We start from the raw sequence: 14,986 nt of genomic DNA on the forward strand, positions 1-14,986 counted from the left end.
CTGATTTGGCACGCTCCCTGTGCCATGTTTTTTTAGTCTTACTGGTTGCTGGTGCTTTCCACCAGTGCCATCTCGTCGCTGGTGAGCAACTTATCGATATCCACGAGTACCAGCATGCGATCATCCAGACTACCCAAACCGCTCAGGAAGTCAGACGAGAGCGTGACACCAAATTCTGGCGCCGGTTTAATCTGATCAGGGGTCAGAGTCATCACGTCGGAAACGCCGTCCACTACGATGCCGACCACCCGGTCTGCAACATTGACCACGATCACTACTGTTTGGCCACCGTATTCGACTTTATCAAAGTGAAACTTAATGCGGAGATCCACGATTGGCACAATGACGCCGCGCAGGTTGGTGACCCCTTTGATAAATTCAGGTGCATTGGCAATCCGGGTTACGTTTTCGTAGCCACGAATTTCCTGCACTTTCAAAATATCAATGGCGTACTCTTCATCGCCTAATGAGAACACCAGGAATTCGCGGTTTTCGGCTTCTGCGGCTAGTACCGCACCATTGTTGGCTTGACTCATGACGGCTCAGCCTCCTTAAAAGATGAAAGGTTTTGATTGTTTACTACTTTTTTGCCTGCCTCTTTTTTATATCGGCTCAGGCGGTGTAAACCAGTAATATCCAGAATCAACGCTACACTACCGTCACCTAAGATGGTCGCGGCCGAGATCCCTGGTACTTTGCGGTAATTGTCTTCCAGATTTTTGACCACGACCTGCTGCTGTCCGATCAACTCATCGACCAACATGGCGTAACGACGGCCTTCGCCCTGCACAATGACAGCGATGCTTTTGGTCGGGTCGGTAATCGCATTCTCGACGTTCAGCACTTCGTGAATGGCAATCACGGGCAGATATTCGTCGCGGACTTTGATCACCACGTCGTCACCGGCCATGGCGTACATATCGTCTTTGGCGGGCTGCAGTGATTCAAGTACGGTAGAGAGCGGAAGAATAAACGTCTCGCCGCCGACCTTGATCGACATACCGTCCAGAATGGCCAACGTAAGCGGCAACACGATACGGGTGTTGGTGCCTTCACCTAGCTTCGACTGGATTTCAACCCGACCGCCCATGCTCTGAATGTTGCGCTTCACTACATCCATGCCCACGCCACGCCCAGATACGTCGGTCACTTCATTCGCCGTTGAGAAGCCGGGAGCAAAAATGAGCTGGAAGACCTCTTCGTCCGACATGGTGTCCGACACATTGAGGCCGTTTTCGCGCGCCTTGGCTAGCAGGCGTTCACGATCCATGCCGGCACCATCATCGCGCACTTCAATCAAGATATTGCCACCCTGGTGACGTGCGGAGAGGGTTAATTTGCCGACACGCGGCTTGCCAATGGCTTCGCGCACATCGGGCATTTCCACGCCATGATCGAGGCTATTGCGCACCAGGTGCGTTAACGGATCAGTGATCCGTTCGACCAAACTCTTATCCAGCTCGGTCGACTTGCCTTCGGTAATTAATTCGATCTCTTTACCCAGCTTACCGGCGGTGTCGCGCACCACGCGGGGGAAGCGACTGAATACAAACTCCATGGGAATCATGCGAATAGACATGACCGCTTCTTGGAGATCACGGGCGTTGCGCTGCAGTAGGCTCATGCCATTTTGCAGTGAGGCATTGCCCACCGACTGATCTTCTAAATCGCTAACCGTTTGATCGAGCATCGACTGGGTGATAATCAGCTCACCCACCAAGTTGATAATTTGGTCGACTTTATCTACCGATACGCGGATTGACGAAGACTCGGCGGCAGCTTTTTTGGGCTTCTCTTTGGCAGCAGGCTTTGGCGCGCTTGCCTTAGAGGCCGTGCTTTCTGCCGGCGCTTGCGGCGCTGGGGCTGCAGGCGTCGAGGCTTCTGGCTCGGCTGGGGCTGGCTCAGTAGCGACGCCCTCAACAGCCGTAATCTCAATCTGATCAGGTTCGATAATAAAGCACATGACCGCTTCAATATCGTCAGCACTGTCGCTGCTTTTGAGCACTACCTCGTAACGCTTTGCGTCGCCTGACTGGGACTGCACTTCACCGAGCTGCTCTAACTCTTCAACCAGCAAAATGCGGTCTTTATCTTCAACGTTGAGCAGTGCCACTAGCAGATGGCCGTTCGAGGACGCCTCTGCATTATTACTGTTTGCTTCCGCGTCGTTTTCACTTGGCACAGGCGTCGGCGCAGCCTTGGGCTCAGCAGCAGGAATAGTCGGCCCATCGAGCTGTTGGCCAATTTCGTCCAAGGCAATTTGCTGCAGCGTTTGGCAAATACGTTCAAATGCCTCTTGATTAGGCTCCTCTTCGCTGCGGTAGGCATCGAGTTGCTCATGCATGATGTCTTTAGCCTCTAAAAAGGTATCCACGAGGTCGGCTCGCAGCGTCAGTTCGCCTTTACGTGCGTAATCGAGGAGGTTTTCCAAAATGTGCGTGGTTTTCTGTAGCACGGTAAAACCAAAGGTTCCCGCCCCCCCCTTGATCGAGTGGGCGGCACGGAAAATAGCATTGAGCTGCTCACTGTCTGGATCATCAACATCCAGTTCCAGTAAATGCTGTTCCATATCCGACAGCAGCTCTTCAGCCTCTTCAAAAAAGGTGTCAAAAAAATCCGCTATATCCATACACCGCTCCACCTTAACGTCGTCTTTTATGACAGGCTCAGATCACTCTTGCGCTTGAACCTGAGGCTCGTCTTGTTGTGTTGATTCAATTTGCGCTTCGGCTGAAGCTTCTAGTGCTTCGATTGAAGCTTCTGGCGATGCATCTCCCGACTCCATTACAGTAGGATTGCGAATCGCATCAGCAATTTCCGGAAACAACACCACCAGCTCTATGCGTCGATTGATAGGATCGGTTGGCTCAGTCTCGGGCAATAACACACGATCTGCAAAGCCCGACACGCGAAGTAACTGACCTGGATCAAAGCCACCCGCAATAAGCTCGCGGCGCGACGCATTAGCGCGATCATTGGAAAGCTCCCAGTTACTGTAACCACGATAGCCTCCCGCATAGGGAACGCTATCGGTATGCCCGCTGATACTTAGCTCATTGGGAAGCTCATTTAGCAGCGGTGCGATGGTACGTAACAAGCTGCGCATATAAGGCGCCACTTGGTCGCTACCCAGCTCAAACATGGGGCGCTGGTCGGTATCGAGTAGCTGTATGCGCAGCCCTTCGCGGGTCAAGTCAAACCGCATTTGATTGCGCAACTGGCGCAGCTCGGGATCTCGCTCAATGGCCCGTTCAATACGCTCTTGTAAATCCCGGAAAAAGTTTCGTTCCTGCATGCTTGGACGAGTGCGCTGAAGGCTATCAATGCGCGCCCGCTCCCCATCGCTATGCGTGGGATCGGGCCCGCCGCCGGGAATCGCGCTGGTGCTGCCCGAACGATCGCCACCGGTTATCGCCGTCACCAGGGGGGTGCTAAAGTACTCTGCCACCCCCTTGCGCGTCTCTTCACTGGAAACGCTCAAAAGCCATAGCACCAAAAAAAAGGCCATCAGAGCAGTCATAAAATCCGCTAGGGCAATTTTCCAGGCACCACCGTGATGGGCATGGACGACTTTTTTGCGTCGAATGACAATCGGACGCTTGTCACCACCCTTACTCATGCGTTACCGGCCTTTTTTGCATCCCTTACATACTCTTCAAGCTCCGTAAAACTAGGACGCTCGGCGGCAAACAGTGCCTTGCGGCCAAATTCAACAGCCAACTGCGGCGCATAACCGTGCAAGCTAGCGAGCAGCGTAATGCGAATACACTGGAGCATTTTTTCGGCTTCTTTCGCCTGCCGTTCGATGTAACTTGCCAGCGGACTAACAAAACCATAGCCCAGCAAAATACCCAAGAAGGTGCCCACTAGCGCTTGGCCGATCATCACACCCATCTGAGTCGGCGTAGCATCGGCGTAGGTGAGTGTTTTAACGACCCCCATTACTGCCGCCACGATGCCGAAGGCAGGCATGGCATCGCCGACTTTGGCAATGGCATCGACAGGAATATGAGCTTCCTGCTCAAAGACCTCAATCTCGTGCAGCATCAGCTCATCAATTTCCATGGGTTCCATGCCGCCGCTTACCATTAAGCGCAGATAGTCCGTTAGAAAATTCATGATATGAGGATCAGCCAATACCGTAGGATGCTCTTGAAACAGCGGGCTCTCCTCGGGATTATCAATATCCCGTTCAATGCCTAACATGCCTTCACGGCGAATTTTGGAGAGTAATTTATACTGCAGCGCCATCAGCTCCATATAAAGTTCTTTGTTATATTTTTTGGCGCGCTTGAGCCGGGGCAAAATTTTAAAGGTCGCTTTAATCGCTTTGCCATTGTTCGCTGCGATAAATGCACCAACCCCGGCTCCGCCAATAATCAGCAGCTCAAGTGGTTGATACAAGGGGCCTAAGCTGCCACCTGCCAGCACATAGCCACCAAACACAGATAGCAATACGATTACATAACCTAGAGGTATCAGCACAAGCAGGATCCTTGCGGTATTCAGTATTAAATTAGGGAACCAAAACTTAGCCACCTGATCTGATGTTTAAGCAATGTTCCATTCCAAGCATGTCTTAGCCCTATTATACTAGGGTCAGACGTCTGTTTAATGAAAAAGCACCACTGGCTTTTAGGCCTATCTAAGCCAATACACTTATTTCTTGTTAGTACTCATTACTGTCTTATACCCTACTTCACACCATCAGTGATGTAATCGCAGAGATTGTTACATTTTTTCACTATTCTCCCGCTGTGCTTTGCGCGTTTTACCCGCTCTTGAGGGGGGCTGACAAATACCGCACACATAGTGTTGAGCGGGACTATGAGCGTGCGCCACAAACTGCCCAGTGCAACGCGTACACTGATTAAGCTGGAGCAAATCACTCTCGAAAAAGCGTATCAGCGTCCACGCACGGGTTAACCCGAGAACCGGCTCCACTTTTTCCAGCGACATTTGCTCGTCATAGAGCCGATATGCTTTGACAAAGGCATCGATGCGATCACAGCCTGCCGCCTCCTTCAGGCTTAAATAAATGTTGTAAAACAGCGACGAATGCACATTGGGAAGCCAAGTAATAAACCAGTCGGTGGAAAAAGGCAGCATGCCCTTAGGCGGTGACATGCCACGCACTTCCTTATACAGCTTGATCAAACGCGTGCGGCTTAATTCCGTTTCTGTTTCCAGCACCTGAAGGCGCGCACCCAGCTCAATCAATTCGATTGCCAGCTGCACTTGGTGCATTTCATCGACCAAGCTTTTCTGGCTCACTTCTCGCCTCCCGATGGCATTGGCTCAAATGCATCGCTTGCCAACAGCAGTGATGCATGAAGCCCTGCCAACCCCTGATCGCGGGGATTATCTGTAAGCTGTCGAAGCCGCTCGGCACTCGTTTGGCTAAACCGGCACAATAATTGGCTGGTTCGTGCCAACTTGGTAAGCTGGCGAGCATTAAGCGAGACAATCAGCTCGGCAACATCGCTGTCTATTTTTAAGCGAAACATAGCAGCCTCACGATCTTCATCAAGCAAGCGCTGCGCCAGAAGCAAATAAGCTAAATTAATTTCCTGAATTTCATCGAGAAAGTTGGTTTGACTCATAATGTCCCATTAAACGACTCAGGCGCGGTGTTGTGACCATTATACTGGCGCCATTAATGACTTTTTATTACCTACCCTCATGGTTGCATACAATGTCTGTAAATGGCTACTCAGGCGTTTCACGATGAGTTAGCCCTTCCTCTGATAGTTCGAACACCCACACCAGCAGTTCTGCGACAATTTGATAGAGACTCGCCGGAATTTCCGCATCCAGATCTAGCTGCATTAAAAGCGCTACCAACTCGGGCGCATCGTGCACATAAATACCCTGGCGATGAGCTTCAGCCATAATACGTTCGGCCAGATCACCATAGCCTTTCGCCACTACCCGTGGAGCACGGTCATTATCCTGGTAAGCCAGGGCAACAGCTTGACGGCGTCGCTCACCCGGCGTAGCCATGGGGTGCCTCCGCTTCGATATGGCGCGCGCGAAGCTGCACTTTTTGTAAGTCCAAGGCGCTAAGGCGCTTCTCTAACGCGGGCAGTCCAGCGTCAATACGCTGATAAACGTGCGTACTTTCGGTGGTAAAATCGATGCTTAACACGTTTCGATAGAGCCATAGCGACGCGCTGAATGCCCCTAAACTGGGAACATCGAGCTGCATATCAGAACGCCATCCACCGTCTGGCTCTCCCCCCTGCTGTTTTCCTTCCTGGCCCTCTTCACGAGTAGGCAAATTGATTACTAAAGCCATAAAAATGCCTGCCCAGACATCACCTTCCCAGCGAATAGACGGCATCACCAACATTTCAAGCTGGTGGCGCACCAGGCTCTGCAGGCTTTCGTGAACGACCTCGCGAGCCGGTCGATTGGCCATCAGATCGCTCATCTCCCTAGCCTGGCTATACTCCGCCCTTGCCTGATGGCTGTCGCGCGCCTCGCCAGGCATAGGGGCCGGCTGGGCAGGATTAGTCGACACCTGCGAAGCAGCCCCTTGAGCGGGGGTAGTGGAGGCAGCAGCCGTCGAGCCAGTTGCTAAAAAATGGGACGCGCTCGCCAACCGAACCGCTAAGCCTTGCTCATGAGTAACAGGCACTAGCGGCACGTTGGGTAAAATAGCCATGCCTCCCTGCCCTACCAGGGGAGCTGCCAAAGGCGCTCCCGCCCCCACCTGCGTAAGCGCCTGTGCTGTCAGGGGCGCTCCAGCTGACTGCGTAGGCATTTGTGGAGTCAGTGGCACCCCAACTGAGACAGCTGTAGACAAGGCAGACGCCGTCGAAGGCGCTGCAGCTGGGAGCGACACATTCGGGCCTGTCGATAAAAGAGGAGTAAGCGGGCGAGGGCCGGATTGCATTTGCGGTTGGTTCATTAGCTGCTGGCGGGTTCCCTCACCTTGAAACCAGCGCTTTAGATGCGACTCATAAAACAAACCACTATCGCGAATACTTGCCTCTAAGCGTGTTGCTACTGTACTCGCTGCTGGCGCTTCCTGACTGGTGATAAGAGGTGCTTCGGGCCGCATTACCGAGGGAGGGGCTGGAAAGCGCAGCAGCACGTCGGCGATTGTTCGTGCTGCAGGACTAAAATGGGTCTGCGTTGAACCTGAAGGCGAAGGCTGCGCCTCACCTCGGGGCAACGTTCGCCCCCCATCAAGAGGGTGCGGTAAACGCTTTAGGTCGCCTAGCGGCGATGTCGACGCACGGCCATCCAGATTGGCATCACCCATTACAGCACGCGGCCCCTCGCCGGGTGAAACGGGCTTCACAGGCTGACTCAATGCTCGCTGCAGCGACAACTCGCCTTGCCGCCCAAGCACTTGGTGCAAGAGCGTATCAATCAGAGGGGTAATACCACTCACGATGACCTCGTGGAATCAGCATCATCGGCGTCATAAGCTACCGGAGCCCCTTGCTGTGGTGCGTAGGCCCTATGTAAATTCCGCTGACGCTGGGATACCCCTATGAGCTTACCCAGCTCATCACGGCGCGCCACCAAACGACGCCGTATTTCCACATCGTGCTCAAGGATGCGCTCCAGCAGTTCTGCCTTACGCTGCTGAGCAGCGGCATCAAGCACAACGGTGGTATCCAGCTCACGCAACTGATCCACCAACATTACATAGTTGGTACGCTGATCAATTAGCTCTGCCCACTGTTCGCCATTAGCCAGTTCGTGCATGTGCTCAACGCGGCTCAATAGCGTTTCATAGCTAGTGAGCAGCGTCTGTTGAGCATTTTTATCACGAGCGGATATAGGAGCTGACATTATTGCCTCACGCGCTCTGCTGTTGACCAATATCACGCCAGGCTGAGGCGATATCTTCGAGCAGGCGTTCGGCCTGATTTAAGCTCTCTTCATCGTTACGCAGATTCGCCGCCAACAGTAGGCGCGAAATATAGTCATAAAGCGATGCTAAGCGTTCGGCAATCTCGCCGCCCTGCTCTTGATCAAGAGCGGCTACGAGACCGTTATTTACAATATCCAGCGCTTTCGATATCGACTTGCCTTTCTCGGCCGTATTACCCGACTGAATATGGATGCGTGCAGCACGAATAGCGGCCTGGGCGCCGTCAAACAACATCACAATAAGCTGATGAGGATCTGCCGACATCACTCCGCTTTCTACGCCAACACGCGCATAAGCGTTAGCTCCCCGCCCATAGGCGGCGCCACCGCGAGAGTAAGTCATAAGCGGAACTCCTGTGCGTGGTTTTATGCTCACCCTGGATAAGGAGAGACCACGATTATTAAAAGATAAAAATAAACAACAAACGGCACTACTAGTATCTATCGGCGTGAGCCTGGGGGACTTTAACGGCTTACAACGCTTTTTTCAGCGCAGCTCATGACTCGACCAACTGCCATCACGCATTAACTTCCTGCTTACTCAAGTAGACACGGCGATCTCACCGACAGTTCGCCCAAGTCGCTCAGCGATATTACTCCCCACGATCACTCCCACATTGTCACGCATTGGCGGCTCGACCTGTGGCGCAAGCAACACCTCTGTGGGGTTGCCTTTAGCATCAAGACGTAAGATCCACCCCTTCTGCTGGCTAGAGAACTGCGCCAGCGAACCTATTGGCAATCCCTTGAAATGATCGATATAGCGTTTAATCCAACGCATATCAAAATGGTGTGGGTGCTGCAATAAATGCCGATAAATTTGCTGTGCTGTTTTAGCTGGACGATCTGCACGGTCACGTCGCATAGCTTCTACTACGTCGACAACAGCACTCGCCTTAGCCAGTTCACTGAGGTCAGCCCCACTCAACCCGCATGGATACCCACTACCATCCATACGCTCGTTAACCCCCCCAATCACCGCCTGGACAATACCCGCAGACAGCCATTGGCAGTTATGTAAGCGGTCTAGCAACAGCTGGACATGCTCACTGATCGCCTCTCGATGCTTAGCTTCAAAGTGCGGCGCCTTGAACAGCACCTGAGGCACAAGCGCCTTGCCAAGATCGTGAATAAGACCGCTGGCCACTATCGCCTTGCGCAACTCACGGGGCATGCTGGCACCCACAAAATCGAGCAAATGCACAGCCACAGCAATACCGTGGCGCACTATTAAAGGCTCGGGAGATAAGCAACGTGAAGCAAATAGCAGCGCCTCACGATCCTCTTCATGAAGACCCAATATGCGATCAGCATAGCGGGAGAGCTGACGCCCATCGATATCGCTACCTTGTTGTAACGACAACAACTGTGTATCCAGATAGGCAGCGACTTTGACAAGCCGACGCGCCATAGGGGTCGCGTAGCGCTTGACATCACGCCGCCCAAGCAACTCTCCTGCACCGGATCGTTTGCTTGGCAGCGCGAACAGCGGAGAGGGCTGACGCTCGTTTTGTTCTTCTTTTTTATAGCGTGCCGCTTCGCGCTCTATTTCACACACGAAATACCAAATTTGCCGCTCTTGCTCCGCACTACACTCAACGAAGTTAAAACCGACGCGCAGTAGATGGCGCTCAGCGTCGGTTTTTTGATGACGAGCCTCTCCAAGCACTTCAAAGTAGGTGCCGTCGGGGAAGGTAAACGCCAACTTTAGCGGGCTAGCGGCTCCCGCTAGCAGCCCGCTAGCGGCCAATGGCAATTCAAGCTGGCAGCCGTCCTGGGATAAATCCCGCAGCTCACCCTCTATCTCGGCATCACCACCATACAAACCTGCCGACACCACCATCCCCATGCGCAGCTCAGCACGGAAGGACTCACGACGCTGCAGCACTTCCAACGATGCAGGATAATCACTGCAACACAAAAAGCGCCCCCCGGCCTGACGCGTCTCCGTCAGTTGCAGGAGCGGCGTTTGCAGCACTTTCCCCTGCGCCTGCCCGCGCAAGTAAAACGCAGCACCACCCTGTAAATGGTGAAGTAAATAGTCAACAGAGGAAAGATCCATCACCAATGCTTGGCCCTGGTGCTGCTCCATCAAGACAATGGGCTCTGGACGAGCTCCCGTCGCAGCAAGACAGAGCGAGACGCCACCGGTTTCGATCAAGGTATTCAGCAGAGACTCGATCACTGTTGTACTTACTATTGTTTCAAACTCATCCTGCTGCGCCACCATTCTCGCCTCGCTTACTCTTATGCGTTAATTAGTTCACCGCAAACTCGAGAAGCATATCAGATGCCCACAGCATGGCGTATGCACAAAAAGCCACCATTTTCATACTTATTAGGCAAGCCATAGCAAACAGAGAGAGGAGGCTATATGGCTGACACTCCCAAGAACCAGAAAACAAAACGCCACGTCGGCAAGAGTAAAGTTTTTTAGCTGACTGCCGATACTGATATAGAAACACTTATTGATAAGCAAAATTCCAAGCTATGGCTGCCGCTCCACGCTGTTGCACTCCTAACTGGCTGCCAGAGCTGATCTTAAAGGAGGAACGTGCCCCATGAGCTCACTACCCACCGAAGCAACAACGCTGCAGTCATCAGGCTTAGCCCAGCTGAACCCAAGCCAACGGCTCGAAAACACTCTAGCTCAGCTAGCAACAACGAACACTCAGATTAAAAACATAGACATTAATGAGCAGGAAATATCATCCGAAGAGCTCGTCAAACCCATCCAGCGCATTAACGAGACAATGCGCCCACATGGCTTAGAATTCGAATTAAGCGAAGTAACATCACGCGTGATCACGCGGGTCATAGATAGGGAGTCTGGCGACGTCATACGCCAGATCCCAGCAGAAGAAGTACTCAAAATTGCCGAGCGACTTGAAGAAATGCAGGGACGAATAATCTCAATTGAAGCCTAATGCGTGACGTAGACAACCCTACACTTGCATGTTCATAACATCACGATATGCAGATACCAAACGATTGCGAACCTGAAGCCCCATTTGAAACGCAACGCTGGCCTTCTGCATGTCAACCATCACGTCATTGAGCTGCAAATCAGGATCACCCGCCTGAAAAGCCATCGCCTGACTGTTAGCCGTCTGCTGAAGTCGGTTAATGCGCTGAATCGAGGCCTGCAGCTCACCGCCAAAACCGCCCTGCCCGACAGCCGCTGACGCCTGCGCACCACTAAGGGGCTGCGTGGATGCCGCTTGGGTCGCCATGCCTTGCATCTGCTGTAGCGCAGCCTGTATTGCGGGAGTACTCATACGCTCACCTCAATTCGCAAAAAATATCTAATGCAAAAAGCCTAACACCAAAGCGCCCCGCCTCATACGGACAAATGCGCATAAAAAGCGAAGCTTATCGTTCCTTTATGCTCGACTAGTCACCGGATAATGACTGTCATCACAATTCCGCCTCATCTTTTTGGCGGATAACCGCGATCGACGGATATAGCCTATGCCTTCTTTGGTGATGCGCCTGGGCCGACACCAGTTTTGCCTGCCCCTCTGGAGGGTCGCATGAGCGAAACCGGTGCAACGGCAGGCCGTCAAAACAGTACGAATCAAGCCGCTCCCCGCAGTGGAAATATCAATAGTGGAAGCACCGGTAGTGGAAACACCGAACGCGACACCAGCGGCTCAGCTTTTGAGCGTACGCTGAAACAGCTGCGTGGCAATCCGCTAGTCGCACTGCTTATCGCAGGCGCCGCCTCAATTGCTATTGTGGCGGCTCTATTTATGTGGGCCAGCAGTCCCGAGTACCGCGTGCTGTATAGCAACCTAAGCGAAGCTGATGGTGGCAGCATCATCAATGAGCTCGATACCCGCGGCATTCCTTACCAGTTCAGCGAAGGCGGCCAGGCATTAATGGTGCCTAGTGATCAAGTCCACACACTGCGCCTGCAGCTTGCTGAGCAGGGGTTACCCCGCGGGGGCAACCTTGGCCTTGAACTAATGGACAGCCAGGCATTTGGGATTAGCCAGTTTGCCGAGCAAATTAATTACCAGCGAGGTCTTGAAGGTGAGCTTGCGCGCTCAATCGAATCGCTGGGGCCGGTGGAAAGCGTGAGAGTGCACCTCTCCATGGCCAAGCCATCAGTCTTTATTCGCGACCGTGAGCCAGCTAAAGCATCCGTTGTGATGACTCTTTTACCGGGCCGGGTTTTAGGTGAAGGCCAGGTCAGCGCGATCGTTCATATGGTTTCGGGCAGCGTGCCTGACCTAGCCGCTGAAGATGTCACGGTGGTTAATCAGGATGGCCGACTGCTGTCTGCCGAGACAAGCAACGGTAATGACCTGGATGGTTCACAGCTTGAATATATTGTCGAGGTTGAGCGCTCTTACCAGCAGCGTATTGAGCATATTCTAACGCCCATCTTGGGTCGTGATAATGTGCGCGCCCAGGTTGCAGCGCAAATCGACTTCTCTCGACGCGAGCAGACCTCTGAACGCTACGGGCCCAATCAGCCCCCCAACGAAGCAGCCGTACGTAGCCGCCAGTTGAGCCTTACATTTGACGGTGAAGACCCATTGGCCACCGGCATTCCAGGCGCGCTGAGCAACACGCCGCCAGGCACACTGCCCTCCCCCATCAACCAGCCGGAGGGCGAGGAAGAGGATGCTAATCAGCAAGAGGATGTGCCCCCCGAAGCGTTGCGCAACTTGCGTCAGGATGACGTCATCAACTACGAAGTTGATCGCAGCATTGAGCATGTCCAGCATCGCCTTGGTCAGATAGAGCGGCTATCCGCCGCGGTGGTCGTAAACTACCGTTCGGAAATGAACGATGAAGGCGAGTGGGTCGACGTTGCGCTAACCGATGAAGAAATTGCCCAGATTGAGCGTCTAGTTCGTCAAGCAATGGGCTTCTCGCAACTGCGAGGCGATGAAGTGGAGGTCGTCAACTCTCCCTTCGCGCGCAGTGTCGAGGAAACCGCGGAGGTCGAATGGTGGAAAGATCCCAGCGTTCTGTCACTGGCTGGCAAGGTAGGTCGCTACCTATTGGTTGCCCTGGCGATTCTATTGCTCTACCTGCTGATTTTGCGCCCCTTAATTAAACGCTATACCCAAACACCGGTTATGGCGGCAGCAACGCCCGGCGGCACGCTGGCCGCCAGCGTAGGCGGTGAAGATGATGACGAAGAAGGCGAAGAGCCATCAGGCGAGAGCGATGAGACCTACGCCAAGCCGAAGCGTCGGCGTAAAACCTCACTCTATGAGCATAACCTCAATGACCTGCGTGAAATGGCTCAAGAAGACCCCCGCATGGTCGCGATGATCATTCGTAGCTGGATGAATGCCAATGAGTAGTTCAATTGCTGAAATGAACGGGGCTCGCAAGAGCGCCATCTTATTGCTTGCACTCGATGAAGACAGTGCCGCTGAGGTCTTTAAATACCTCGGCGCTGCGGAAGTGCAAGAAATCAGTATGGAGATGGCCCGGCTGAACCAGGTCTCCCATGACGACATGAAGGCGGTGCTCGAAGCATTCCATAAAGAGACCGAAGAGTTTGTAGCGCTTAATCTTAACTCCAGCGATCACATTCGCTCAGTGCTGACCAAAGCACTGGGCAGCGAACGCGCGACGAGTCTGATTGAAGATATTCTAGAGACCACTGGCAATAATTCGGGCATTGACGCGCTTAACCTCATGGAAGCCTCCATGGTGGCCGAACTCATTCGCGACGAGCACCCGCAAATTATCGCAACCATTCTAGTTCACCTGGATCGTCATCAAGCCTCCGACATCCTCGAGCTATTCGAGGAAAAACTGCGCAATGACGTGGTTCTTCGTATCGCTACTTTCAGCGGCGTTCAGCCCGCCGCACTGCAAGAGCTGACCGAAGTACTCACTAGCATGCTGGACGGTCAGAACCTCAAGCGCAGCAAAATGGGCGGCGTAAGAACCGCGGCCGAGATCCTCAACTTGATGAACTCCTCCCAAGAAGAGACCGCCATCGAGACCGTGCGTGCGCACAGCGAGGATTTGGCTCAGAAAATTATCGACGAAATGTTCTTGTTCGAGAATCTGCTCGACCTCGACAACCGCGCTATTCAAATGGTGCTCCAAGAAGTCGATACCAACTCGCTGGTGGTGGCCCTTAAAGGGGCTCAGGACGCCTTGGTGGACAAATTCCTGCGCAATATGTCACAGCGCGCTGCCGATTTAGTTCGTGAAGATATGGAAGCCCGCGGCCCGATCCGCGTCTCTCAGGTGGAAACCGAGCAGAAGGCTATATTGCAGGTCGTTAGGCGCTTAGCTGATTCTGGTGAAATCGTCTTGGCAGGTGGAGACGACGAGTATGTCTAATACTCACTCGCCGAAATTTGATCGCCATGGCGATTGGCGCCGCTGGCAAATGGAAGAACTGGCGTCCAAGAAGAGTAGCCATGCCTCAGAGGGCGAGGTACCCACGGCCCATCAACGCAAAGTACAGGCGGCACAAAAAGCGGCTGAACTGGCACGCCAACGTGAAGAGGATGAGCGCCAGGCACTGCACGAGCGTATTCGTCAGCAAGCCGAAAAAGAGGGCTATGACGCAGGCTTTGAGCAGGGTCGCAAAGAGGGGTGGGAAAAGGGGTTAGCAGACGCTGCCGAACAGGCCAAAAAAGAGCTAGAAGCACAAATCCACAAGACCGTTGCGCCGCTGGAAACACTGGGCAAACAGTTTTCAAATGCGCTTGAACGACTTGATGACACCATCGCCTACGACCTGGTTGAGTTAGCACTGGCCACCGGCAAACAACTTGCTAGCGATGCCCTACAGGACACACCTGAACAAGTTTTGGCCATTGTCCGCGAGCTTCTGCACACCGAGCCTCCCTTGGTAGGCCAGCAACGTCTTTGGCTTAACCCCGATGATCACGCTTTAGTAGAGGAGCACTTGGGTAATGAGCTCAGGGCCGCCAATTGGAAGCTCCAGCCTGATGACCAACTGGCCCGTGGCGGGTGCCGGGTAACCAGTGCTCAGGGTGAAATTGACGCAACCTTTGAAAGCCGTTGGCACGCTATTCAAGCCCAATCGCGCAAACGCGGTCTCAATTCTCCACCCTCCTCTAACGTCCCTTCATCCTAGGCGGAT

General features: G+C 53.3%; 16 protein-coding genes. 4 read left to right on the forward strand and 12 right to left on the reverse strand.

Annotated features, from left to right (window positions below; all coding sequences use genetic code 11):
• Nucleotides 1-38 precede the first annotated feature (38 nt).
• From cheW to RO22_RS21540, 11 genes are all read right to left on the reverse strand, one after another.
• Nucleotides 39-536 carry a chemotaxis protein CheW gene (gene cheW, locus RO22_RS21490; protein ID WP_009288435.1) on the reverse strand — a complete coding sequence of 166 codons (498 nt, stop codon included), beginning with the start codon at nt 534-536 and terminating at the stop codon, nt 39-41.
• Nucleotides 533-2,629 (reverse strand): chemotaxis protein CheA, encoded by a 2,097-nt coding sequence (cheA, locus tag RO22_RS21495; RefSeq protein WP_022520928.1) that lies wholly within the window; start codon nt 2,627-2,629, stop codon nt 533-535. The genes cheW and cheA overlap by 4 nt, the downstream gene beginning before the upstream one ends.
• Before the next feature lie 42 nt (nt 2,630-2,671).
• Entirely contained in the window at nt 2,672-3,619 is a 948-nt protein-coding gene (gene motB, locus RO22_RS21500; protein WP_022520929.1) for a flagellar motor protein MotB, read from the reverse strand.
• On the reverse strand, nt 3,616-4,485 hold the full coding sequence (motA, locus tag RO22_RS21505) for a flagellar motor stator protein MotA (RefSeq protein WP_027958761.1): 870 nt from the start codon (nt 4,483-4,485) through the stop codon (nt 3,616-3,618). Before motA ends, motB begins: the two co-directional genes overlap by 4 nt.
• A 246-nt stretch (nt 4,486-4,731) precedes the next feature.
• On the reverse strand, nt 4,732-5,274 hold the full coding sequence (gene flhC, locus RO22_RS21510; protein ID WP_009288432.1) for a flagellar transcriptional regulator FlhC: 543 nt from the start codon (nt 5,272-5,274) through the stop codon (nt 4,732-4,734).
• On the reverse strand, nt 5,271-5,603 hold the full coding sequence (flhD, locus tag RO22_RS21515) for a flagellar transcriptional regulator FlhD (protein WP_022520931.1): 333 nt from the start codon (nt 5,601-5,603) through the stop codon (nt 5,271-5,273). The genes flhC and flhD overlap by 4 nt, the downstream gene beginning before the upstream one ends.
• 106 nt (nt 5,604-5,709) lie before the next feature.
• A complete protein-coding gene (locus RO22_RS21520) occupies nt 5,710-6,003 on the reverse strand; it encodes an EscU/YscU/HrcU family type III secretion system export apparatus switch protein (RefSeq protein WP_027958760.1) in 294 nt (97 codons plus the stop codon).
• Entirely contained in the window at nt 5,987-7,402 is a 1,416-nt protein-coding gene (locus RO22_RS21525) for a flagellar hook-length control protein FliK (RefSeq protein ID WP_027958759.1), read from the reverse strand. The genes RO22_RS21520 and RO22_RS21525 overlap by 17 nt, the downstream gene beginning before the upstream one ends.
• A complete protein-coding gene (fliT, locus tag RO22_RS21530; RefSeq protein ID WP_022520934.1) occupies nt 7,399-7,809 on the reverse strand; it encodes a flagellar protein FliT in 411 nt (136 codons plus the stop codon). The genes RO22_RS21525 and fliT overlap by 4 nt, the downstream gene beginning before the upstream one ends.
• Before the next feature lie 7 nt (nt 7,810-7,816).
• Nucleotides 7,817-8,233 carry a flagellar export chaperone FliS gene (fliS, locus tag RO22_RS21535; protein WP_027958757.1) on the reverse strand — a complete coding sequence of 139 codons (417 nt, stop codon included), beginning with the start codon at nt 8,231-8,233 and terminating at the stop codon, nt 7,817-7,819.
• A 198-nt stretch (nt 8,234-8,431) separates the two neighbouring features.
• On the reverse strand, nt 8,432-10,120 hold the full coding sequence (locus RO22_RS21540; RefSeq protein ID WP_041159380.1) for an HD domain-containing phosphohydrolase: 1,689 nt from the start codon (nt 10,118-10,120) through the stop codon (nt 8,432-8,434).
• A gap of 331 nt (nt 10,121-10,451) precedes the next feature.
• On the opposite strand from RO22_RS21540, the gene RO22_RS21545 reads away from it, so the two are divergent.
• Nucleotides 10,452-10,817 (forward strand): flagellar protein FlaG, encoded by a 366-nt coding sequence (locus RO22_RS21545; RefSeq protein ID WP_039860569.1) that lies wholly within the window; start codon nt 10,452-10,454, stop codon nt 10,815-10,817.
• An 18-nt stretch (nt 10,818-10,835) separates the two neighbouring features.
• Here RO22_RS21545 and fliE read toward each other — a convergent pair whose 3' ends face one another.
• The gene (gene fliE, locus RO22_RS21550; RefSeq protein WP_039860567.1) at nt 10,836-11,168 is read right to left on the reverse strand and encodes a flagellar hook-basal body complex protein FliE; all 333 of its coding nucleotides are present in this window, start codon (nt 11,166-11,168) and stop codon (nt 10,836-10,838) included.
• A gap of 255 nt (nt 11,169-11,423) precedes the next feature.
• Here fliE and fliF point away from each other — a divergent pair, with 255 nt between their 5' ends.
• Genes fliF through RO22_RS21565 form a run of 3 tightly spaced genes read left to right on the forward strand, consistent with a single transcriptional unit; the run spans nt 11,424 to nt 14,980 of the window.
• Nucleotides 11,424-13,214 carry a flagellar basal-body MS-ring/collar protein FliF gene (gene fliF, locus RO22_RS21555; RefSeq protein WP_027958753.1) on the forward strand — a complete coding sequence of 597 codons (1,791 nt, stop codon included), beginning with the start codon at nt 11,424-11,426 and terminating at the stop codon, nt 13,212-13,214.
• Nucleotides 13,207-14,214 carry a flagellar motor switch protein FliG gene (gene fliG, locus RO22_RS21560; RefSeq protein WP_027958752.1) on the forward strand — a complete coding sequence of 336 codons (1,008 nt, stop codon included), beginning with the start codon at nt 13,207-13,209 and terminating at the stop codon, nt 14,212-14,214. Before fliF ends, fliG begins: the two co-directional genes overlap by 8 nt.
• Nucleotides 14,207-14,980: a flagellar assembly protein FliH gene (locus RO22_RS21565; protein ID WP_041159381.1), complete on the forward strand. Its 774-nt coding sequence runs from the start codon at nt 14,207-14,209 to the stop codon at nt 14,978-14,980. Before fliG ends, RO22_RS21565 begins: the two co-directional genes overlap by 8 nt.
• The last annotated feature ends 6 nt before the right edge of the window (nt 14,981-14,986 follow it).

The sequence above is a fragment of the Halomonas sp. KHS3 genome (genome assembly GCF_000830495.1).
GTDB lineage: Bacteria > Pseudomonadota > Gammaproteobacteria > Pseudomonadales > Halomonadaceae > Vreelandella > Vreelandella titanicae.

Bases quoted from the DNA above. Each gene is read 5' to 3' on its own strand.
- RO22_RS21565 (WP_041159381.1), top strand. From the start codon at position 14,207: ATGTCTAATACTCACTCGCCGAAATTTGATCGCCATGGCGATTGGCGC.
- motB (WP_022520929.1), bottom strand. From the start codon at position 3,619: ATGAGTAAGGGTGGTGACAAGCGTCCGATTGTCATTCGACGCAAAAAA.
- fliT (WP_022520934.1), bottom strand. From the start codon at position 7,809: ATGTCAGCTCCTATATCCGCTCGTGATAAAAATGCTCAACAGACGCTG.
- RO22_RS21545 (WP_039860569.1), top strand. From the start codon at position 10,452: ATGAGCTCACTACCCACCGAAGCAACAACGCTGCAGTCATCAGGCTTA.
- RO22_RS21540 (WP_041159380.1), bottom strand. From the start codon at position 10,120: ATGGTGGCGCAGCAGGATGAGTTTGAAACAATAGTAAGTACAACAGTG.
- fliS (WP_027958757.1), bottom strand. From the start codon at position 8,233: ATGACTTACTCTCGCGGTGGCGCCGCCTATGGGCGGGGAGCTAACGCT.
- flhD (WP_022520931.1), bottom strand. From the start codon at position 5,603: ATGAGTCAAACCAACTTTCTCGATGAAATTCAGGAAATTAATTTAGCT.
- fliF (WP_027958753.1), top strand. From the start codon at position 11,424: ATGAGCGAAACCGGTGCAACGGCAGGCCGTCAAAACAGTACGAATCAA.
- cheW (WP_009288435.1), bottom strand. From the start codon at position 536: ATGAGTCAAGCCAACAATGGTGCGGTACTAGCCGCAGAAGCCGAAAAC.
- fliE (WP_039860567.1), bottom strand. From the start codon at position 11,168: ATGAGTACTCCCGCAATACAGGCTGCGCTACAGCAGATGCAAGGCATG.
- RO22_RS21520 (WP_027958760.1), bottom strand. From the start codon at position 6,003: ATGGCTACGCCGGGTGAGCGACGCCGTCAAGCTGTTGCCCTGGCTTAC.
- cheA (WP_022520928.1), bottom strand. From the start codon at position 2,629: ATGGATATAGCGGATTTTTTTGACACCTTTTTTGAAGAGGCTGAAGAG.
- fliG (WP_027958752.1), top strand. From the start codon at position 13,207: ATGAGTAGTTCAATTGCTGAAATGAACGGGGCTCGCAAGAGCGCCATC.